The sequence below is a fragment of the Devosia sp. genome (assembly GCF_028290625.1).
Taxonomy (GTDB): Bacteria; Pseudomonadota; Alphaproteobacteria; order Rhizobiales; family Devosiaceae; genus Devosia.
The window spans coordinates 58,578-78,262 of record NZ_JAQGJM010000019.1 but is presented as its reverse complement, the minus strand read 5'-3'; the positions used below and the strand labels follow the sequence as shown (position 1 = coordinate 78,262).

The following is a 19,685-nucleotide window of genomic DNA, read 5'->3' as shown; positions in this document are numbered from 1 at the left end:
CTCAGGCATGCCGGGTGCGGCGGCGCATTTCGTAGCGTTCGCGGGTGAGGCCGAAGAGCACGTGGTCCTCCCAGCGACCGTCGATCTGCAGGTAGCCGGTGGCAAAACCTTCCTCCACAAAGCCATTCTTTTCCAGCACGCGTCGGGAGGCGGCATTGCCGGGGAGGAAGGCGGCGTGGAGGCGGTGCAGGTCGAGGCTATCGAAGACGAAGGGTAAAGTGATGCCGACCGCTTCGGTCATCATCCCCTGCCCGGCGAATTGGCGGCCCATCCAATAGCCCAGATTGCCGAACTGCGCGGCGCGGCGGCGGATATTGGAGAGGGTGATGCCGCCGACCAGGGTTTCCTTGCCGCCGGTGGTGGTGAAGATCAGGAAGGAATAGTCGCTGCCGTCTTCGGCCTCCTGACGCGCTCGCTTGACGCGGGCCGTGAAGACCGAGCGCGCCAGATCGGCCTCGGTCCAGCGTGGTTCGAACGGCTTGAGGAAGTCGCGGCTGGTTTTGCGCAGGCCGTACCAGGCCTGGTAATCGCCATGCTGGGGCAGACGCAGCAGCAGGCGCGGGCCCTTGAGGCTGATCAGAGATGCCGGCGATGACCAGGGCCAAATCATCGCGTGGGCCCGCTCAGCGCTTGAGCAGGCCGCCAACGGCCTCGAGATCGGGCAAGGCGGCGATGGGGCCGATGCCCGCCAGGGTGGGCGTGCCGGACAGGAAAATCTGCTCGGCCACATCCTTGACCCGCTGGGCGGTGATGCGGTTGATGCGCTCCACGGTTTCGGCCATCGGGATGGGACGGCCCCACAGGATCTGCTGGCGGGCGAGCTGGCCGGCGCGGGCGGAGGGGCTTTCCAGCGACATCAGCAGGCCGGCGCGGATCTGGTTGCGGACGCGGATCACTTCTTCGTCGGTGATGGTCTGGGTGGCGCGGCGCAACTCGTCGATGACGACGGGCACCAGGGCGCCGACCTCCTCCTCGCCGGTGGCGGCGGCGACGCCAAAGACGCCGCTATCGGCAAAGGCCCAGTGGAAGGCGTAGACCGAATAGCAGAGGCCGCGCTTTTCACGCACTTCCTGGAACAGGCGCGAGCTCATGCCGCCGCCCAGAATGGAAGCCAGCACCTGGGCGGCGTAAAAGCCGTCCGAATTATAGGCGCGGCCTTCGAAGCCGATGACGATATGGGCCTGTTCGTGCTCGGAGACGAGACGCTCCTCGCCGCCCTTATATTCGGCGCGCTGGGGCGCGGGCGCACCATTGGCCTTGAGGGTGGCAAAGCGCTGTTCGGCGACCTTGACCAGCCCGTCGTGATCGACATTCCCGGCGGCGGCCATGACCATGTGGTCGCCCACATAGTTGCGGTTCAGGTATTTGCGGATCACTTCCGGCTTGAATTCGCGCACGGATTCGACCGTGCCCAGAATGGTGCGGCCGATCGGCTGTTCGGGGAAGGCGGCGGCCTGGAACAGGTCGAACACGTGATCGTCGGGATTATCGCGCGCGGCGCCGATTTCCTGGACGATAACCTGCTGCTCGCGCTCCAGCTCCTTCTCATCGAACAGGGAATTCTGGAGGATATCGCTGAGGATATCGGCGGCGAGCACCACGTCCTCTTTCAACACGCGGGCGAAATAGCCGGTGTGCTCGATCGAGGTCGCGGCATTGAGATCGCCGCCGACGTCTTCGATCGCCTCGGCGATCTGCAGGGCGGTGCGGGAGGTCGTGCCCTTGAACGCCATGTGTTCGAGCAGGTGGGAAATGCCGTGCTCGGCCTTGCGCTCACTGCGAGCGCCGGCCCGGACCCAGACGCCCAGCGAGGCGCTTTCGAGATGGGGCATGTCATCGGTGAGGACCACCATGCCGTTGTCCAGGGTTGTCGATTGTAGACTCACGCAATCCTCCCGGCACCGGCGGTCAGCGACCACCCGATGCTTGTGTTATGCGGCACGCGTGCGCGCCCTGATGAAGTCTTCGACCGCAGCCTGGTCGTTGGCAAGGACGCTGAGACGTTCCTCGCGCTGATGCAAATCGGCGAGCCATGTCGGCAGGGCCGGCGCGATGCCGCTAGCCTCTGTCACCGCATCGGCGAATTTGGCCGGATGGGCGGTGGCAAGCGTGACCATGGGGGTGCTGCCCTGACGTTCATTGCGGGCCACATGCACGCCCACGGCGGTATGCGGATCGAGCAGATAGCCGGAATTCTTGTAGGTCGCGGCGATGGCAGCACGGGTCTCGGCCTCGCCGGTGGTGCCAGCGGAGAATTCGGCGCGGATATTGGCCAGCGCGGAGTCCGGCAGGGCAAAGCCGCCGGATTGTTTGAGACTATCCATCATGCGGTTGACGGCGGCGGCATCGCGGCCGGCGGCGTCGAACAGCAGGCGCTCGAAGTTCGAGGAAATCTGGATGTCCATGGAGGGGCTGATGGTGGGCTCGACGCCATCCATCTGGTAGCGGCCGGTGGCCATGGTGCGGGCCAAAATATCATTGGCGTTGGTGGCGATGATCAGGCGATCGATCGGCAGACCCATGCGCTTGGCGGCGTAGCCGGCGAAGATATCTCCGAAATTGCCGGTGGGCACAGTGAAGCTGATTTTGCGCTGCGGGCTGCCGAGGGAAGCGGCTGCAGTGAAATAATAGACGATCTGCGCGACGATGCGGCCCCAGTTGATGGAGTTCACTCCCGAGAGGCGCACCGAGTCGCGGAAGCGATGATTGTTGAACAGGGCTTTGACGACGTTCTGGCAATCGTCGAACGTGCCTTGCAGCGCGATATTGTGGACGTTGGCATCGAGTACGGTGGTCATCTGCAGGCGCTGCACGGTGGAGGTGCGGCCAAGCGGATGCAGAATGAAAATATCGGTGGTGTCGCGGCCGCGGAAGGCCTCGATGGCGGCAGAGCCGGTATCGCCGGAGGTGGCGCCGACGATGGTGGCGCGCAGTTTGCGCGTGGTGAGGATGTGGTCCATTACCCGGCTGAGGAACTGCATGGCCACGTCCTTGAAGGCCAAGGTGGGACCGTGGAACAGCTCGAGCACGAAGTGGCCGGGCTCCAGTTCCACCAGCGGCGCGACCGACGGGTGGCGGAAGCCGGCATAGGCGCCGTCGATGATCGACTTCAGCGTGGCCGGGGCAATCTCATCGCCGACGAAGCGCGAGATGATGGCATAGGCCACCTCGCTATAGGGCTTGCCGGCGAAACCGGCGATTTCGTCGGGACTGATCTGGGGCCAGGATTGCGGAACATAGAGTCCGCCATCGGTGGCAAGGCCGGCCAGCACTGCATCGGAGAAGCCGAGCGACGGCGCCTGGCCGCGCGTAGAAACAAACTGCATCGAGGGGAAGAGCCCTTTTAGAATTGTTGCAACCTAGTCAAACGAGGGGCGAGGCGCAACCTCTACCGCCGCGTCCCCTTCTTCTGGCATGTGGGTGATGCTCTTGGCACCCACTCTCCCACTCTCCCACCCACCGGCCCTTCCCGCGGACTTGATCCGGGGGCCACTCTCAATACGGCACGAGTTGTTAGAGACCCGCGGATCAAGTCCGCGGGAAGGGCCGGTGGTTGGGAGGGATCGCGGCTAGGCACAATCACCGCGCGTGGGGGGACAAACCCCTCACCCTGCTTGCTCCGCTGAACGCGTCGCAAGCTGTCCCTCCCGCAAGGGGAGAGGGGTGACGACTGTTGGACCTACGGCTTCACCCGCCGTTGTCGCCACAACCAAAACCCCAGCATGATCGGGGTGATGATGGCGAAGCCGAACCAGGTGTAGGCGTAGCCGAGGTGGTTGTTGGGGAACTCGACTATCGTCTCGCCGCCTTGCGGCAGCACGCCCGGAGCGCCGGCGGATTGGTCGATGTAGAACGGGGCGAAGGGCGCGAGAGCCGGATCGACCATGGCGGCGAGGCGCGCGGGGTCGCGGACCCATTCGATGCGATCGGAGGTATTGGCTTCGGGCACAAACCAGCCGGCGGTTTCGGCCGGGCGAAGCAAGCCGGTGATGGTCACGAGGCCCTGCGGCGCACCGGGGTCGTTGAGCGCGGCTTCCTGCAGGTCTTCGGGCACGAAGCCGCGATTGACGAAGACAGTGCCGCCGTCTTGCAGCACGAAGGGGGTGACGACCCAATAGCCGGGACCGGAGGCCGGGCCCTTGCCGTCAACCAGACTGGTGAAGACGGTGACGGCCTGGTCGTTCTTGAAGGTGCCGGTGAGCGACATGGGAGAGAAATTGAGTTTCTCCAGATCCAGCGTTGCCCATTGCGCCTGGGTCGGCAGGGGCACCGGGGGCAAGTTGAGGCGTTCGGCGACGGCGGCGATCAGCGCTTCCTTTTCGGCCAGCCGCTCGATCTGCCAGACGCCGAGCCAGGCGAAGACCATGGTCAGGCCCGCCATCAGGGCAACGAAACTCCAGCGCAGCACGGGGCTGAGACGTTTTGCTGAAACTGCTTCGGCCATCATTGATGCCCTTCATGTGCGTCGTGGCGATATTGCAGCGCCACCAAAGTCGCCTTGAACGGAGGCAATAAGGCAACCGACAGGATGATGGTGGCGGGTATCCACAGGATCAGGTGCATGTAAGGCGGAATGCTGACCAAGGCGCCGGTGATCAGCGCCAGCAGGATGATGATCGGGCTGACGAGGAAGATCACGAACACAGCGGGGCCGTCGCCACTGTCGGCGAATTTGAGATCGAGGCCGCAGACCGAGCAGGCCGGCGCGATCTTGAGGTAGCCGGAGAACAGCTTGCCCTTGCCACAGCGCGGGCAACGGCACAGGAGGCCGACCAGGAAGGGTGACGGCTGGGGACTAATCGTCACGTGGGTGCCTTCAAAAAATTCGGGGCGCAGCATGTGCTGCGCCCCGAGAAAATCGATGCCGTTCGATCAGCCGCCGTGGCCGACCGCAACGCCCCAGCTGCCCCAGACATAGATCGAGGCAAACAGGAACAGCCAGACCACGTCGACGAAGTGCCAGTACCAGGCGGCGAACTCGAAACCGAGATGCTTTTCCGGGGTGAACTGGCCGCGCTCGGCGCGGATCAGGCAGACGATCAGGAAGATGGTGCCGATGATCACATGGAAGCCATGGAAGCCGGTCGCCATGAAGAAGGTGGCGCCATACATGTTGCCGGCGAACGAGAACGCGGCTTCGCGATATTCGGTGAACTGCACGAAGGAGAACAGCAGGCCGAGCGCGATGGTGAGCACCAGGCCCCAGCGCAGGCCCTTGCGGTCGCCGGCGAGCAGCGCATGGTGCGCCCAGGTGACGGTGGTGCCCGAAGTCAGCAGGATCAGGGTGTTGAACAGGGGCAGGTGGAATGGGTCGAACAGTTCGACGCCGGTCGGAGGCCAGGACGCGCCGGTGGCAGCAACGCGGGCATATTGCTCGACATCGCTGTGGCGGAAGAAGCCATCGAAATACGCCCAGAACCAGCCGACGAAGAACATCACTTCGGAGGCGATGAACAGCATCATGCCGTAGCGATGGTGCATCTGCACCACGGGCGTATGCGCCTTGGTGGTGGTGGATTCCTTGATGACGTCGCTCCACCACGCGAAGAAGGTGTAGAGCACAATGGCCAGCCCGGCGAGGAACACCCACGGCGTCCAGTGGTGCATCCAGAACACGCCGCCCATCGCCATGATCAGCGTGCCCACCGAGCCGACAAACGGCCACGGGCTCGGCTCTACCATGTGATAGTCGTGATTTACCTCAATCGCGGCCATTTGTTCAGCTTCCCTTTTTGACTGGGTAGAATGTGTAGGAGAGCGTCAGCTCTTTGAGTGTGTCGAGTTCCGCGTTCTGAGCCAGATCGGGATCGACGAAAAAGACGATCGGCATCTGCACGGTTTCACCCGGCTGCAGCGTCTGCTCGGTGAAGCAGAAGCATTCGATCTTGTTGAAGTAGTAGCCGGCGCGTTCGGGCGAGACGTTGAAGATCGCCTGCCCGGTGACCGCGTGGTCGGAATTGTTGGTGGCCACGAAATTGACCGTGTCGACCTTGCCGATGTCGTCGGTGATCGGCTTGGACGGCACAATGGTCCAGTTCAGCCCGCTATCGACATTGCTGTCGAAGCGCACGGTCATCGACCGAGCGATGACGCCCTTGGGATTGCTCGACGCGTTCTGGGTGGTGCCACCATAGCCGGTGGCTTCGCAGAACATTTGGTAGAGCGGTACCGCCGCATAGGCGACGCCCACCATGCTGGCCACGACCGCAAGGCAGATGAAGCCGACGCGCTGGTTGCGGCGCATCTGCGGGGTCACCGGCGGGAGGGTCGTCGTTGTGGCCATCAGATCGCCCGGTCGAACAGCGCCGGACCCATCTTGATGATGGTCAGCACGTAAAAGGTGATGGCGAACAGCGCCAGGGCCGCGCCCAGCGCGAGCGAGCGGCGACGGCGCACCTTGGCGCGGGCGGCTTCGATCTCGGGCGGATAAATGATGACTTCGCGGATTTCGTTTGGCGCGCTCATCCGATGACACTCCCAAAACGCGTTAGCAGATTGTCGGTCAGCAGCGCGAAAAAGACGATGAAGAGATAGCTGAGGGAATAGGTGAACAGCGTGCGCGCGGCCTTGCGCATCGGCACGCCATCCTCGGCGCGGAACAGCTTCCAGGCGAGCCAGAGGAACATGGCGCCGGTCAGCACCGCGACCACGGTGTAGACGAGACCGGAGAAACCGAGGATCGTCGGCACCAGAGCCGAGGCGGCCAGCAGTACCGAATAGACCAGGATCTGCAGCTTGGTGGAGGCTTCGCCCTTGACGTTGGGCATCATCGGGATGCCGGCAGCGCCGTAGTCGGACTGCTTGTAGAGCGCCAGCGCCCAGAAATGGGGCGGGGTCCACAGGAAGATGATCATGAACAGCGCCACGCTCTCGATGGAGATGGTGCCGGTGACGGCGGCCCACCCGACCATGGGCGGGAAAGCGCCGGCCGCGCCACCGATGACGATGTTCTGCGGCGTCGAGCGCTTGAGCCACATCGTGTAGATGACGGCGTAAAAAACGATGGTGAAGGCGAGAAGGCCGCCCGCGACCCAATTGGTAGCGAGGCCAAGCAGGGCAACGGAGAACACCGAGAGCACGAGGCCGAACACCAGCGCTTCTTCGCGGGTGATGCGGCCGGCGGGGATGGGACGGTTGGCGGTGCGGCTCATAATGGCGTCGATATCGCTATCGTACCACATGTTAAGCGCGCCCGAGGCCCCTGCCCCGATGGCGATACAAAGGATGGCGATGACGGCGATGACCGGATTGATGGCGCCGGGCGCCACCACCAGGCCCACAATGGCGGTGAACACCACCAGCGACATGACACTCGGCTTCAGCAGCGCGAGGTAGTCCTCTACCCGCGCCTCGCCCGCCGGAGCGGGAATGCTGTTGGAGTTGTCGATAAATGCCACGCGCCTTGCCTTTGTTGGATGGGCCGCCAGTGGCGGCCCATGGTTTCGTCAGTGAACGTTGGTCGAGTCGATCTTGGGCAGGGTCGAGAACTGGTGGAACGGCGGAGGCGAGCTCAGCGTCCATTCCAGCGTCGTCGCGCCATCGCCCCACGGGCTATCACCAGCCGGACGCTTGGCCCGGAACGCTTCCCAAGTGGCGTAGAAGAACACCAGCATGGACAGGAACGTGATGTAGTAGCCGATCGAGGAGACGCGGTTCCACATGCCGAAGGCGTCGGGGTAATCGATGTAGCGGCGCGGCATGCCAGCTAGGCCGAGGAAATGCTGCGGGAAGAACACCAGGTTCACACCGATGAACATCGACCAGAAGTGAATCTTGCCCAGGGTTTCCTTGTACATGTAGCCGAACATTTTCGGGAACCAGTAGTACCAGCCCGCGAAGATCGAGAACACGGCGCCCAGCGACAGCACGTAGTGGAAGTGAGCCACCACATAGTAGGTGTCGTGCAGCACGCGGTCGGCGCCGGCATTGGCGAGCACCACACCGGTCACACCGCCGACGGTGAACAGGAAGATGAAGCCGATGGCCCAGAGCATGGGCGTCTTGAAGGTGATGGAGCCGCCCCACATAGTGGCGATCCAGGAGAAGATCTTCACGCCCGTCGGCACCGCGATGACCATGGTGGCGGCCACGAAGTAGCGCTGAACGTCGAGGCTGAGGCCCGTCGTGTACATGTGGTGAGCCCACACCACGAAGCCGACGAAGCCGATCGCCACCATGGCGTAGGCCATGGCGAGGTAGCCGAACACCGGCTTGCGGCTGAAGGTCGAGATGATGTGGCTGACGATGCCGAAGCCCGGCAAGATCATGATGTACACTTCAGGATGCCCGAAGAACCAGAACAGGTGCTGGAACAGCACCGGGTCGCCGCCCTGATCGGACTTGAAGAAGGCCGTGCCGAAATTGCGATCGGTCAGCAGCATGGTGATGCCGCCGGCGAGCACCGGCAAAGCCAGCAGCAGCAGGAAGGCGGTGACCAGGATCGACCACACGAACAGCGGCATCTTGTGAATGGTCATGCCCGGAGCGCGCATATTGAAGATGGTGGTGATCAGGTTGATCGCACCCAGGATCGAGGAGATACCGGCGACGTGCAGCGCCAGGATCGCGAAATCCATGGCCGGACCAGGCTGGCCGGTGGTCGACAGCGGGGGATAGATGGTCCAGCCGCCGCCGGTGCCGTTCATGTTGGCGCCATCGGGGCCAGCAAAGAAGAAGGACATCAGCAGCAGGATGAAAGCGGGGGGCAACAGCCAGAAGGCGATGTTGTTGATACGCGGGAAAGCGGTATCGGGGGCACCGATCATCAGCGGGGCAAAGTAGTTGCCGAAGCCGCCGACGGTCGCCGGCATGACCATGAAGAAGATCATGATCAGGGCGTGGGCGGTGGTGAACACATTGTACATGTGCTTGCCGGCGTCGACGGCGGCGTCGCCATTGATGCCGTAGACCATGGCTGCGAGGCCGTGGAAAATCTGGATGCCGGGTTCCTGCAGCTCCATGCGCATGAAGCCGGAGAGCAGACCACCGACGATGCCTGCGATCACGGCGAACCACAGATACATCACACCGATGTCTTTATGGTTGGTCGAGTAGACGTAGCGCCGCCAGCCGGTCGGGGTGTGGTGGTCATGCGAAGCGGCGCTATCGTGGCCGGTTGCATGTGCTTCTAGATGAGTAGTGTCGGCCATGGCTGAAGTCCCCTAACCCTTATTCTTATTTGACTGCTGCGAGGGTGGCATTGGCGGTCGCATAGTCGCCACTGCTCTCGAACGACGCCATGAACGCAGTAAATTCTTCCTTGGTCACGACCCGCACAGCGATCGGCATGAAGGCATGATCCTTGCCGCACAGTTCCGAGCACTGGCCATAGAATATGCCGGTTTCGCGCGCATTGAACCAGGTTTCATTGAGACGGCCGGGAACGGCGTCGATCTTGATGCCGAATGCAGGCACCGCGAAGGCGTGGATTACGCCACCCGGATCGGCAGTCACCTGAACGCGCACGGTGGTGTTGACCGGCACGACCAGCTCATTGTCCACCGCCAGCAGGCGCGGTTGGCCCGGCTTCAGCGTCGGACGGTCGACGCCCTGGCCGTTCGGATCGGTTTCGCCAAGGATGTTGGACGAGAAGCTCTTGGCCTGGTCGACATATTCATAATCCCAGTACCACTGGTTGCCCGTCGCCTTGACGGTCAGCTCAGGGGCAGGAACCGCGACATCGCCGAACGAGAAGATGTTGGAGCCGAGATATTTGCGCTGCCCGTCAGGCGTCGTCAGCTGGTCCGACAGCACGCCGAAGGACGGGATAGCGATGACGATCAGCACGATGATCGGCAGCACGGTCCAGAGGATTTCCACCAGGGTATTGTGGGTGGTCTTGGAGGGGACCGGGTTGGCCTTGGCATTGAAGCGCACGGCCACGATGATGATCAGAACCAGGACCAGGCCCACGATCAGGCCGCATGTCCACAGCAGAATGCCGTTATGGAAGGCGACGATGGAGTCCATGATCGGCGTCACGGAACGCTGGAGCGAGTACTCGCCGGGCAATGGCTGGCTGCCACTCTCGGGCACTGCCTCCTGCGCCCATGCCACTGCTGGCAGGAACGACAGCGCGGCGGCTGCTACGGCTCCCAAACGCCTGTTGAACTGTCCGGTCACCGAAAACCCCCTATAGACTGCCATTGGTGCGCGGCGCCAGGATTGAGGGGTAAAGTGCGGCATAGCAAACGCCGCCCCGACTCAACCTCGGAGCGCTAAACTCAACTCCGAGCTAAATCACATCGCCGGAGCCAAGTCCATTCTGCCGATACGCCATCCCCATGCGTCATAATGTGCCCACCCCTTGAAAATGGCCTCACCCTCGCCGCACTTTGCAGCCCATATCGCCCGCAAATCGGGCTTGGTTGACAGGGCAAGGCACCTGTCGGAAACAGGCATTAGTCCTCGCGCTTGCGCGATTCGACGGGAGAATTGATCGAGTGATGGCGATTTTGAAGCGCAATCTGGTCCTCGCAGGGCTGACCGCGACGGTTTTGGCGCTCGCCGGGGGCGCCGCTCTCGGCCAGGGCGTGGTACGCGCTCAGTTCGGCGACTGGCAGATGAGCTGCGACACGCCCCCGGGCGCGAGCTTCGAGCAATGCGCCATCATCCAGAACGTGATGGCCGAGGACCAGCCCAATGTGGGGCTATCGGTGATTGTGCTGAAGACCGCCGACCAACAGGCGCGCCTGCTGCGAGTGCTGGCGCCGCTCGGCGTGCTGCTGCCGAACGGGCTCGGCCTCAATGTCGATGGCAAGGATATGGGCCGCGTCGCCTTCGTGCGCTGCCTGCCCAATGGCTGCGTCGCCGAGGTGGTGCTCGACGACAAGATGATCGACACGCTGTCGACCGGCAAGGACGCCATTTTCGTGGTATTCAAGACCCCCGAGGAGGGCATCGGCATTCCGGTGTCGCTGAACGGCTTCAAGGATGGGTTCGCCCAACTCCCGTGAAAACGCTCTAGTCGCGAGGTAGCCTCATGGACGCGGAACGACGCGCCCTCCCCCGCCAACGCACGCTCAAGGGCGCGCGGATCGTGGTCAATGACGGGTTTTCGACCTTTGCCTGCACCGTGCGCAATCTCTCGGATGCGGGCGCGCAATTGCGTGTGGCCAGCATCATCGGCGTTCCCGACACATTCCAACTAGTGCTGGACGACAAGCGCAGCTTTGCCTGCAAGGTGATCTGGCGGCGCGAGACCGAGCTGGGCGTCAGCTTTAGCTGACTGGTGACTTGCCCGTCGCAACCGCCAATTGTGCAGCGAACGCCCGCAGGTAGGCGGGTCGGGCTTCGGCGCGGGCGGTGTAGGCGGCGAGGGTCGGAAATTCCGCCAGCAGACCCGATGGACGCACCCTAAGCAGCACGTGCACCATCATCAAATCCCCGACGGTGAAGGCGCCGTCGAGCCAATCGGCATCGCCAAGGCGAGCGGCAAGCTGGTTCAGCCGGTCGCGGATGCGATCCTTGACCAGCGGCAGGCGCTGTTCGAACCAGGGCTTGTCGCCCTCCCTGAATTTGAGGGTCTCCAATTCAAGGATCGGCGGCTCCACGGTGCCGACGGCTGCAAACATCCAGGTGATGGCGCGCGCCCTGCCATTGGCATCCTCCGGCAACAGGCCCGCATGGTGCTCGGCAATGTGGAGCACGATGGATCCTGTCTCGAACAGGGCGAGGTCGCCTTCCTCGTAGGTGGGGATCTGCCCGAACGGCTGGAGCGCCAGATGGGCAGGCTCCTTCATCGTCTTGAACGAAACCAGCCGGACATCGTACGGCTGGCCGACTTCTTCGAGCGCCCAGCGAACGCGCATGTCACGCGCCAGTCCCCGGCCGCGATCGGGCGAGCTTTCAAAGGCAGTGATGGTCGGGGTCATGGGAGGCGGCTCCAGAGGATTGCGTGTTGGCGGGCTTTCCCTAGCGACGAGTGACCAACATGCTTTCCGACATAGGAGACAGATTTTTTGGCCGGGCCCAACAAAAAAGCCGGACAAGCGCGAGGCGCTCATCCGGCAAGTCATCAGGATAGGCCGGTGGCAAAACCGGCCCGGGAGATGGCACGAGCAATCCGGACGGACAATTCATGCCAACGAGGAGGCACATGGCGAAAACCATGCGCAATTTCAAGCGCGACTGAAGCCGGGGGCACTCCAGTCCGGATGTGGTGAGCGCCGGTTTCGTCAGAAACAAGGCAGCCATCACGCTGCGACACCAGATCGCAGCGATAAGCTGGTGCTATTCGCTCAGAGCCGGGCTTTGACGGCGCGGGCGGCGGTCAGCCTACGGCCGGCAGCGGTGCCATTGAGGCGCATGGCATCGACCACGTCCTGGCGATCGATGCCAAGATCATTGAGGCGATTGTGGTCCAGTTCCAATAGGGCGGCCAGCGCAGTCCGGCGGGTGCGCGCGGCTTGGGTTTTGGCAACCCAGCGGACGAGCACGGCGAAGGGACTGACGGGCATGGCGGCCGCGGAGGGCCGCTCGCCGGAAAGCGAGAGAGCCATGGGAATTCTCCAGAAATATTGTTTTGCCGAAGGGACCGGCGGGATTCAGCGCCGTTTTGGCGCCGATGGGTATGAGATAACGCTCTGGACATCCATTCGTCTAACAAATAGATTTCATTCACTCGATCAATTTCAGTGATGGGATCATCCGATGACCGCCCCCCTCGATCTGGACCAATTGCAGAGCTTTTGCGCTATCGCCGATTGCGGCAGTTTCACCGAAGCGGCGCGGCGGGTGAACAAGACCCAATCGGCCGTATCGATGCAGATCAAGCGCCTGGAAGAGCGTTTGGGCCACCCGCTTTTGACGCGCGACGGGCGTAGCGTGTCGCTGACCCAGCATGGCGAAGTGCTGTATGCGCGGGCGCGAAAAATGCTGCGCACCAATGCCGAAATCATGGACCACTTCTCTGAAGGGGATCTGGCGGGCTCGATCCGCTTCGGGGTGCCGGACGATTATGCGGTGCGGTTGCTGCCGGTGATTCTATCGAGTTTTCAGCGCACCCATCCCAAGATTGCCGTCGACGTCGCCTGCATGGCGTCCGAGCAATTGCTGGAGGGGATGAAGGCGGGGAAGTACGACCTGATCGTTTTCACCCAGGGGACCGACCAGAATTTCGGCGAGCTCTTCCGCACCGAAAAGATGTTCTGGGTGGCCAGCCATGGCGGGCGTGCACTGGCGAGCGAGCCGATGCCGCTGGCGAGCGGATCGCAGACCTGTATCTGGCGGGTCGATGCCGTGGAGGCGCTCAACCGCGTCGGCAAGGATTACCGCATCGCCTATACGTCATCCAACGCTACGGCGATTTCGAGCGCAGTGCTGTCGGACCTGGCCGTCGGATTTTTGCCTGAAAGCGCACTGCAGCCGGGCATGCGAGTGCTGGGCGAAGAACATGGCCTGCCCCGACTGGGCGATGCGCAAATCGCGCTGATGCGTGGCAGCCACGCCTATGGCGGGATTTACGACGTGCTGGCCAACCACATCGTGCAGTCCATGGGCAATCTGGATACGCGCGTGCCGCTGGCTGAAGCGGCGGAGTAGCGCCTCAGTCCTCCAGCTTTCCGCCATTTTCCAGTGCCGCGACTATGGCCTTCATCTTCACGCCCGCATCGCGCTGGAAGGCGCGGGCGTTGATCATGCGCGTCTCCGCCGAGAGCGTGCCGCGCTGGACATGCTGTTCGAGTAGGAATGATAGATCGCGATTGATCTGGCTGCCGACCTCGAGGAATTCGATGATGGCGGCGAGCTGATCGGGCGTGAAGCGGGCCAGCATGGCCGGTCCGATCAGCTGGAAATGGCTGAACAGCCGGTCCGACAAGTCTCCGGCCAGCTGCGTGATTTTGATCCAGACCTTGCGGCGATCCGCGGGATCGCGCTCGCGCACGACATAGCCGATGGCTTCGAGCCGATCGATGACGACGGTCACCGCCCCGGTGGTAAGGCCACTGTCGCTTGCCAGCTGGCCTGCGGTGACCCGACCGTGGCGCTCGATAATGTCCATGCAGCGCGCGTCGGTGCGGTTGATGCCCATGAAGCGAGCCAGGCAATCATCGAACATGTCGCTGGCGGTCTGGTTGGCGCGAACCGCCTGCTGCAGACGAGCCCCCTGCGGAGTCGCCCAGACGCCGGCATTCAAATTATCGCTTGACGTTTGGTTATCTTGATTCATAAGATAATTATAGATCAAGATAGTTCTCGGCGCAAGGCTGCTGACATGTTCTGCCCTGAGCGGGACCTAAGCAATTTGTCTGAGTGCACCGGGACGACGGAGAGTTCGAATGGATACGGCGATGATCGAAGCACGGGACTTGAAGCGGACCTACAAGGCGAAGGGCAAATCGATCGAGGCGGTGCGCGGGGTCGATCTGTCGGTGCGAGCCGGCGAAATCGTCGGCTTTCTTGGACCCAACGGGGCCGGCAAGACGACGACGCTCAAGATGCTGTGCACGTTGCTGGAGCCGACTGGCGGCACTGCGGTGGTGGCGGGGCATGACCTGCGCGGCGATCCGGTGGGAGTGCGCCGGGCGATTGGATATGTCAGCCAGGCGGGCTCGACGGCTCCGGAAGCGCGGGCGGGCGAGGAAATCGTCAGCCATGCCAAGCTCTATGGCATCGACCCCAAGACCGCCGAGGCACGGGCGCGAAAACTGTTGGCTGATCTCGACCTGGCGGATGTGTGGGACCGCAATTGCGGCTCGCTGTCGGGAGGGCAGCGGCGGCGGCTGGATATCGTGATGGGGCTGATCCATGAGCCGAAACTGGTGTTTCTCGACGAGCCGTCGACGGGGCTGGACCCGCAAAGCCGGGCGAACCTGTGGACCCATATCCGCAAGCTGCGCGACGAGATGGGGACCACGGTGTTCATTACCACCCACTACATGGACGAGGCCGATTCGCTGAGCGATCGCATCCTGATCATCGACCAGGGCAAGATCGTTGCCGAGGGTACGCCGGCGGAACTCAAGAAGCGCGTTTCGGGCGATACGATCACGCTGACGCTGCGGCGAGCCGAGGACGCAGTCGAGGCGGCGGGTGTGGCAGGCATGTTGCCGGGGGCGGACGTGCCGGTGGCGGATGGGCATATCGTGCGGTTTCATGTGCCGGATGGTGGCTCGGCGCTGCCGGTTCTGCTGGCGGAATTCACCAAGGCGGGGATCGAAGCGATTGGCGTCGAGGTGAACCGGCCGACGCTGGATGATGTGTTTTTAACGCTGACGGGGCGGTCGCTGCGGGAATAGCGCACGTGTAGCCGCATCCGCGATGCGGCTCCTCCCCCTCGACGGGGGAGGTTGGGTGGGGGTGTTCGGAGCCACGATGCCAGATCGGGGCTAGACATCCCCCACCCTTGATCCCTCCCCGCGAAGGGGGAGGGTGACGACTGCAAGTTCAATGCCTTCCAAAATAGAGGCTAGCAAGATCATGACCTTCTTCTCCGATACCTGGACTGTGTTTACCCGCGCCATGCGGCTGTCGTTGCGGCAGCCGATGTGGGTGGCGATTGGGGTGTTGCAGCCGATTTTGTATCTGACGCTGTTCGGGCCGTTGCTGGTGCCCCTGGCCAATGCGCCGGGGTTTCCGCCCGGGGATGCGTGGACGGTGTTTGTACCGGGACTGCTGGTTCAGCTCGGCATTTTCGGCGGGGCGTTCGTCGGCTTCGGCATTATCGCCGAGTGGCGGTCTGGGGTGATTGATCGGGAACTGGTGTCACCGGCCAGCCGCACCGCGCTGATCACCGGGCGGGTGCTGCGCGACGTTGTGGTGCTGGTGGTCCAGGCGATCATCCTGATCGTCTGCGCGCTGTTTTTCGGGCTGCGCGTCCCGGTGGGTGCGGCGGTGCTGGGCATAATCATGATCGGGCTGCTGGGCGCGGCGTTCTCGTATTTCAGCTATTCGGCAGGGCTGGCGATGAAGAGCGAGGACGCTTTTGCGCCGCTGGTCAACATGGTGTCGCTGCCGATCCTGCTGCTGTCGGGCATTTTGCTGCCGATGAGCCTGGCGCCGCAATGGCTGCAATTGCTGTCGGACGTCAACCCGTTCAAGCACATCGTCAATGCGGTGCGGGCGCTGTTCCGGGGCGAGGTGGGGACGTTCGAGGTGGGGCTGGGATTGATGCTGGCGCTGATCTTGATTGCGCTGGGGGCTTGGGCCGGCAAGCGAGTGTTCGAGCTGCAGACGAAGTGAGGTCGGTGCCACGCCCTCGTGGTTCGAGGCTCGCGAAGGCTCGCACCTCACCATGAGGGCTACTGCTGGCTCGGTATTCCAGTAGCCCTCATGGTGAGGTGCGAGTTCTTACGAGCCTCGAACCACGAGGGCGTGCCGCCTAAATCTCTGCCGCCTTGAAGATTTTGGTCAGATCGCCATTCCACTCGCCGCGATACAAATCCAGCCATCGCTCGGCCGGCGACTTGGCCAGGCGGATGGTTTCTTCCAGCGGTGCCAGGTGGATGGTTTCGTCCTTGCCTTCGGCGTTGCGGATGCCGCGGCGGACGAGGCCGGCTTCGGCGATGCCAACGGCCTGGGCGGCGATGTCGTAGAGGTTGGAACGGTCGAACGGGGTCGCGAGCCCGTGCTTGGGCACTTCGCGGCGCATTTCTTCACGCTGCGCCTGGGTCCAGGGCTTAATCATCTCATAGGCGGCTTCAAGCGAAATTTCGTCATAGAGCAGGCCGACCCAGAAGGCCGACAATGCCGTGACGGACTTTTCGTCGCCCATATCGGCACCGCGCATTTCGAGGAAGGTCTTGAGGCGCACTTCGGGGAAAATGGTGCCGAGGTGATAATTCCAATCGCGCTTGGTGGGCTTTTCGCCCGGCAATTGCGGCAGTTCGCCCTTGAGGAAAGCGCGAAAACTCTCGCCGGCGACGTTGATGTAGTGGCCATCGCGGAGGACGAAATACATCGGCACATCAAGCGCATAGTCGGCATATTGCTCGAAGCCAAAACCCTCTTCGAAGGCGAAGGGCAGCATGCCGGTGCGGTCGTTGTCGGTATTGAGCCAGATATGGCTGCGATAGCTGAGATAACCGCTGTCCTTGCCATCGACGAAGGGCGAATTGGCGAAGAGTGCGGTGGCCACGGGCTGCAGCGCCAGCGAGACGCGCAGCTTCTTGACCATGTCGGCTTCGGACGAGAAATCCAGGTTGGTCTGGACGGTGCAGGAGCGGAACATCATCGAGGTGCCGAGCGTGCCGACCTTGTCCATATAGGGCGCCATGATGCCGTAGCGCGACTTGGGCATGCGCTCGATTTCGGCCACGCTCCAGAGCGGCGTCACGCCAAGGCCGAGGAAATGAATATCGAGGGGCGCGCCAACTTCCTTGGCGACGCGGATGTGCTCGGCCGTTTCATGCGCCGTCGCATGCAGGTCGGGCTGGGGCGCGCCGGACAGTTCGAACTGGCCACCGGGCTCGAGCGAAATGCCGCCCATCGTGTCCTTGTCCCAAAGGCCGATGGGATTGCCTTCGTCGAGGAAGGGTTGCCAACCAGTCGCCGCGGACATGCCATCGAGCAGAGCGCGGATACCGTTGGGCCCCTCATAGGCGACGGGGCGCAGCGGATCGGTATGGAAAACGTGCTTTTCGTGCTCGGTGCCGATGCGCCATTGCGATGCTGGTTTGCTGCCCTTGGCCATCGCCTCGATCAGGTCGGCACGCGATTCGATGGGGGGAGAAATGCTTTCGGCGCCGGCCATAAAGTCCTCTGAGGCTGAGGGGTCAGGAGTGGGCGCGAACATAGCGTCCGCCGGGATGAAAGCAATCGCCTTTTATCGCCAATCGCCGATGATTGCCTGAATCACCGCCAAGGCGGCAACGGCGGCAGTATCGGCACGCAGGATTCGCGGGCCTAAACTGACTGGGATCACAAAGGGTTGCGCGCGCAATTGAGCGCGTTCCTCATCGGAAAAGCCGCCTTCGGGGCCGATGAGCAGGCCGATGGGAGTGCCGCGCAGTGCGGCGATGGCATCTACCGGTGAGGCGGAGGCGGCGCTTTCGTCGGCCACGATCAGCTTGCGGGTGCCCTGCGTGGTGGTCCAGCTCGCCAGCAAATTGGCGAACGTGATCTCGGCCGCCACCACCGGAACGCTCAGCACTTCGCATTGTTCGGCCGCCTCGATCGCGTTGGCGACCAGCTTTTCATGCTTGAGGCGGCTGACCTGGGTGAATTTGGTCAGCACCGGCGCGATGGTGCCGGCGCCCATTTCGGTGGCCTTCTGGATCACGTAGTCCAGCCTCTCGGTCTTAAGCGGGGCGAAGCCGTACCAGAGATTGGATACCGGCGTTTGGGCAGCGACCCGCTCGACGGTTTCGAGCGTGACGGACTTCTTGGAATCACTGGTCAGGCGGCTAAGCCAGGCGCCGTCGCGGCCATTGAACAGCACCACTTCGTCGCCGACGGTCTTGCGCAACACCGCCGCGAGATAGAGCGATTGCTCCTTGCCCAAGGCGATCGAGGCCCCCTGCCCCAGATGGGGCTCGACATAGAGGCGCGGCAGGGAAGCGTGGGTGCGGGGCATGGTCTGGGCACTTTCCCTTCTCTCCTTGCGGGAGAAGGTGCCCCGAAGGGGCGGATGAGGGGTTTGCGAGCCACCATAACCACTGTATGCGTCGAGAGAACCCCTCACCCTGATTTTCTGCTGAACGCAGAAAATCTGTCCCTCTCCCGCAAGGGGCGAGGGATGGCATCCAGCGCGTCAGAAGGTCTGTTACCGATGTCTGAAACTATTCCGCCGGCCGGCAAAGTTGCCGATGCACACAACACCAATTGGGTGGACCGCTTTGCCCCCAACTGGCTCAAACCCTATGCCCGGCTGGCGCGTTGGGACCGGCCGATTCCTCTGCTGCTGCTGTTCTGGCCCTGCGTCTTTGGGTTGTCGCTGGCCGCGATCGCCGATCCTGCGCGCGGGTTCGATTGGCGCGCGGCGATCCTGATGCTGATCGGCTCGGTGCTGATGCGCGGCGCCGGCTGCACCTTCAACGATGTGGTGGACCGCGATATCGACGAAAAGGTCGCCCGCACACGGTCGCGACCGATTCCATCCGGGCAGGTGACGACGCGGGAGGCCTTCGCCTTCCTCGCCGCGCAGGCGATTTTGGGCTTCCTCATCCTGCTGCAGTTCAACCGTTTCACGGTGATTCTGGGCGTCGCGTCGCTGGCACTGGTGGCGATCTATCCGTTCATGAAGCGCGTCACCTGGTGGCCACAGGCGTTTCTGGGGCTCGCCTTTTCCTACGGCGCGCTGGTGGGCTGGAGTTCGCAGACCGGGGGGCTGAGCCTCGCGCCGCTACTGCTGTATTTCGGCTGCATCGCCTGGACCATTGGCTACGACACCATCTATGCGCTGCAGGATATCGAGGACGACGCGCTGATCGGCGTCAAATCCACAGCCCGCCTGTTCGGCAGTCAGACGAGGCTGCTGATCGGGGTGTTTTACGGCATCGCCTATGTGCTGTGGTTGGCGGCGGCAATCGTGGCTGGAGCAGGATTGGTGTTCGCGGTGCTGTCGCTGATCGCCGCCGGGCTGCTGGCCTGGCAGGTGCAGACGTTCGACAAGGATGTCCCCGGCAATGTCCTGGCCAAGTTTTTGTCGAACAATCTGGTAGGCATTGCGCTGAGCCTGGCGCTGCTGGCGGAGTGGGTTTGGTAGGGCGCTGAGCACTGGCTCCTCCACCAAGCGCCGCTTTTCC

General features: G+C 62.9%; 22 protein-coding genes. 6 read left to right on the top strand and 16 right to left on the bottom strand.

What is annotated here, in order from left to right; all coding sequences use genetic code 11:
- Window position 1 precedes the first annotated feature (1 nt).
- The 11 genes from JWR51_RS09885 to coxB form a co-directional block, all read right to left on the bottom strand.
- On the bottom strand, window positions 2-610 hold the full coding sequence (locus JWR51_RS09885; RefSeq protein ID WP_299746879.1) for a GNAT family protein: 609 nt from the start codon (window positions 608-610) through the stop codon (window positions 2-4).
- 13 nt (window positions 611-623) lie between these two features.
- Window positions 624-1,886, bottom strand: coding sequence for a pitrilysin family protein (locus tag JWR51_RS09880; RefSeq protein WP_299746877.1), 1,263 nt, complete (start codon window positions 1,884-1,886; stop codon window positions 624-626).
- A gap of 45 nt (window positions 1,887-1,931) precedes the next feature.
- Window positions 1,932-3,326 (bottom strand): threonine synthase, encoded by a 1,395-nt coding sequence (thrC, locus tag JWR51_RS09875; protein WP_299746875.1) that lies wholly within the window; start codon window positions 3,324-3,326, stop codon window positions 1,932-1,934.
- Window positions 3,327-3,679: 353 nt separating this feature from the next.
- Window positions 3,680-4,444: an SURF1 family protein gene (locus JWR51_RS09870; RefSeq protein ID WP_299746873.1), complete on the bottom strand. Its 765-nt coding sequence runs from the start codon at window positions 4,442-4,444 to the stop codon at window positions 3,680-3,682.
- Complete coding sequence (locus JWR51_RS09865) at window positions 4,444-4,839, bottom strand: DUF983 domain-containing protein (protein WP_299746870.1); 396 nt, start codon at window positions 4,837-4,839, stop codon at window positions 4,444-4,446. The genes JWR51_RS09870 and JWR51_RS09865 overlap by 1 nt, the downstream gene beginning before the upstream one ends.
- A gap of 33 nt (window positions 4,840-4,872) precedes the next feature.
- Window positions 4,873-5,715 carry a cytochrome c oxidase subunit 3 gene (locus JWR51_RS09860; RefSeq protein WP_299746867.1) on the bottom strand — a complete coding sequence of 281 codons (843 nt, stop codon included), beginning with the start codon at window positions 5,713-5,715 and terminating at the stop codon, window positions 4,873-4,875.
- 4 nt (window positions 5,716-5,719) lie between these two features.
- Window positions 5,720-6,283: a cytochrome c oxidase assembly protein gene (locus JWR51_RS09855; RefSeq protein ID WP_299746864.1), complete on the bottom strand. Its 564-nt coding sequence runs from the start codon at window positions 6,281-6,283 to the stop codon at window positions 5,720-5,722.
- Entirely contained in the window at window positions 6,283-6,465 is a 183-nt protein-coding gene (locus tag JWR51_RS09850; RefSeq protein ID WP_299746861.1) for a hypothetical protein, read from the bottom strand. Before JWR51_RS09850 ends, JWR51_RS09855 begins: the two co-directional genes overlap by 1 nt.
- Window positions 6,462-7,370, bottom strand: a complete 909-nt coding sequence (locus JWR51_RS09845) for a heme o synthase (protein WP_299747085.1) — start codon at window positions 7,368-7,370, stop codon at window positions 6,462-6,464. Before JWR51_RS09845 ends, JWR51_RS09850 begins: the two co-directional genes overlap by 4 nt.
- A 75-nt stretch (window positions 7,371-7,445) precedes the next feature.
- Window positions 7,446-9,149 carry a cytochrome c oxidase subunit I gene (ctaD, locus tag JWR51_RS09840; RefSeq protein WP_299746859.1) on the bottom strand — a complete coding sequence of 568 codons (1,704 nt, stop codon included), beginning with the start codon at window positions 9,147-9,149 and terminating at the stop codon, window positions 7,446-7,448.
- A gap of 25 nt (window positions 9,150-9,174) precedes the next feature.
- On the bottom strand, window positions 9,175-10,146 hold the full coding sequence (gene coxB / locus JWR51_RS09835; protein ID WP_299746856.1) for a cytochrome c oxidase subunit II: 972 nt from the start codon (window positions 10,144-10,146) through the stop codon (window positions 9,175-9,177).
- Between the two features lie 299 nt (window positions 10,147-10,445).
- Here coxB and JWR51_RS09830 point away from each other — a divergent pair, with 299 nt between their 5' ends.
- Together JWR51_RS09830 and JWR51_RS09825 are read left to right on the top strand one after the other, a co-directional pair.
- Window positions 10,446-10,955, top strand: a complete 510-nt coding sequence (locus JWR51_RS09830) for an invasion associated locus B family protein (RefSeq protein ID WP_299746853.1) — start codon at window positions 10,446-10,448, stop codon at window positions 10,953-10,955.
- Window positions 10,956-10,981: 26 nt separating this feature from the next.
- Entirely contained in the window at window positions 10,982-11,227 is a 246-nt protein-coding gene (locus tag JWR51_RS09825; protein WP_299746851.1) for a PilZ domain-containing protein, read from the top strand.
- Here the strand turns inward: JWR51_RS09825 and JWR51_RS09820 are convergent.
- Both JWR51_RS09820 and JWR51_RS09815 read right to left on the bottom strand, forming a co-directional pair.
- The gene (locus JWR51_RS09820; protein ID WP_299746848.1) at window positions 11,220-11,873 is read right to left on the bottom strand and encodes a glutathione S-transferase family protein; all 654 of its coding nucleotides are present in this window, start codon (window positions 11,871-11,873) and stop codon (window positions 11,220-11,222) included. The genes JWR51_RS09825 and JWR51_RS09820 overlap by 8 nt on opposite strands.
- Window positions 11,874-12,239: 366 nt before the next feature.
- Entirely contained in the window at window positions 12,240-12,500 is a 261-nt protein-coding gene (locus JWR51_RS09815; protein WP_299746846.1) for a hypothetical protein, read from the bottom strand.
- Between the two features lie 151 nt (window positions 12,501-12,651).
- On the opposite strand from JWR51_RS09815, the gene JWR51_RS09810 reads away from it, so the two are divergent.
- Window positions 12,652-13,542, top strand: a complete 891-nt coding sequence (locus JWR51_RS09810) for a LysR family transcriptional regulator (protein ID WP_299746845.1) — start codon at window positions 12,652-12,654, stop codon at window positions 13,540-13,542.
- 4 nt (window positions 13,543-13,546) lie between these two features.
- Here JWR51_RS09810 and JWR51_RS09805 read toward each other — a convergent pair whose 3' ends face one another.
- Window positions 13,547-14,059 carry a MarR family transcriptional regulator gene (locus tag JWR51_RS09805; protein WP_299747083.1) on the bottom strand — a complete coding sequence of 171 codons (513 nt, stop codon included), beginning with the start codon at window positions 14,057-14,059 and terminating at the stop codon, window positions 13,547-13,549.
- A 220-nt stretch (window positions 14,060-14,279) separates the two neighbouring features.
- Here JWR51_RS09805 and JWR51_RS09800 point away from each other — a divergent pair, with 220 nt between their 5' ends.
- Both JWR51_RS09800 and JWR51_RS09795 read left to right on the top strand, forming a co-directional pair.
- Window positions 14,280-15,239, top strand: coding sequence for an ATP-binding cassette domain-containing protein (locus tag JWR51_RS09800; protein ID WP_299746843.1), 960 nt, complete (start codon window positions 14,280-14,282; stop codon window positions 15,237-15,239).
- A 181-nt stretch (window positions 15,240-15,420) separates the two neighbouring features.
- Entirely contained in the window at window positions 15,421-16,182 is a 762-nt protein-coding gene (locus JWR51_RS09795; RefSeq protein ID WP_299746841.1) for an ABC transporter permease, read from the top strand.
- 139 nt (window positions 16,183-16,321) lie between these two features.
- Here the strand turns inward: JWR51_RS09795 and JWR51_RS09790 are convergent, their stop codons facing one another.
- Together JWR51_RS09790 and JWR51_RS09785 are read right to left on the bottom strand one after the other, a co-directional pair.
- Window positions 16,322-17,692 carry a glutamate--cysteine ligase gene (locus JWR51_RS09790; RefSeq protein ID WP_299746838.1) on the bottom strand — a complete coding sequence of 457 codons (1,371 nt, stop codon included), beginning with the start codon at window positions 17,690-17,692 and terminating at the stop codon, window positions 16,322-16,324.
- Between the two features lie 72 nt (window positions 17,693-17,764).
- On the bottom strand, window positions 17,765-18,514 hold the full coding sequence (locus JWR51_RS09785; protein ID WP_299746835.1) for a 16S rRNA (uracil(1498)-N(3))-methyltransferase: 750 nt from the start codon (window positions 18,512-18,514) through the stop codon (window positions 17,765-17,767).
- 195 nt (window positions 18,515-18,709) lie between these two features.
- On the opposite strand from JWR51_RS09785, the gene ubiA reads away from it, so the two are divergent.
- The gene (gene ubiA, locus JWR51_RS09780) at window positions 18,710-19,645 is read left to right on the top strand and encodes a 4-hydroxybenzoate octaprenyltransferase (RefSeq protein WP_299746832.1); all 936 of its coding nucleotides are present in this window, start codon (window positions 18,710-18,712) and stop codon (window positions 19,643-19,645) included.
- Window positions 19,646-19,685: the final 40 nt, after the last annotated feature.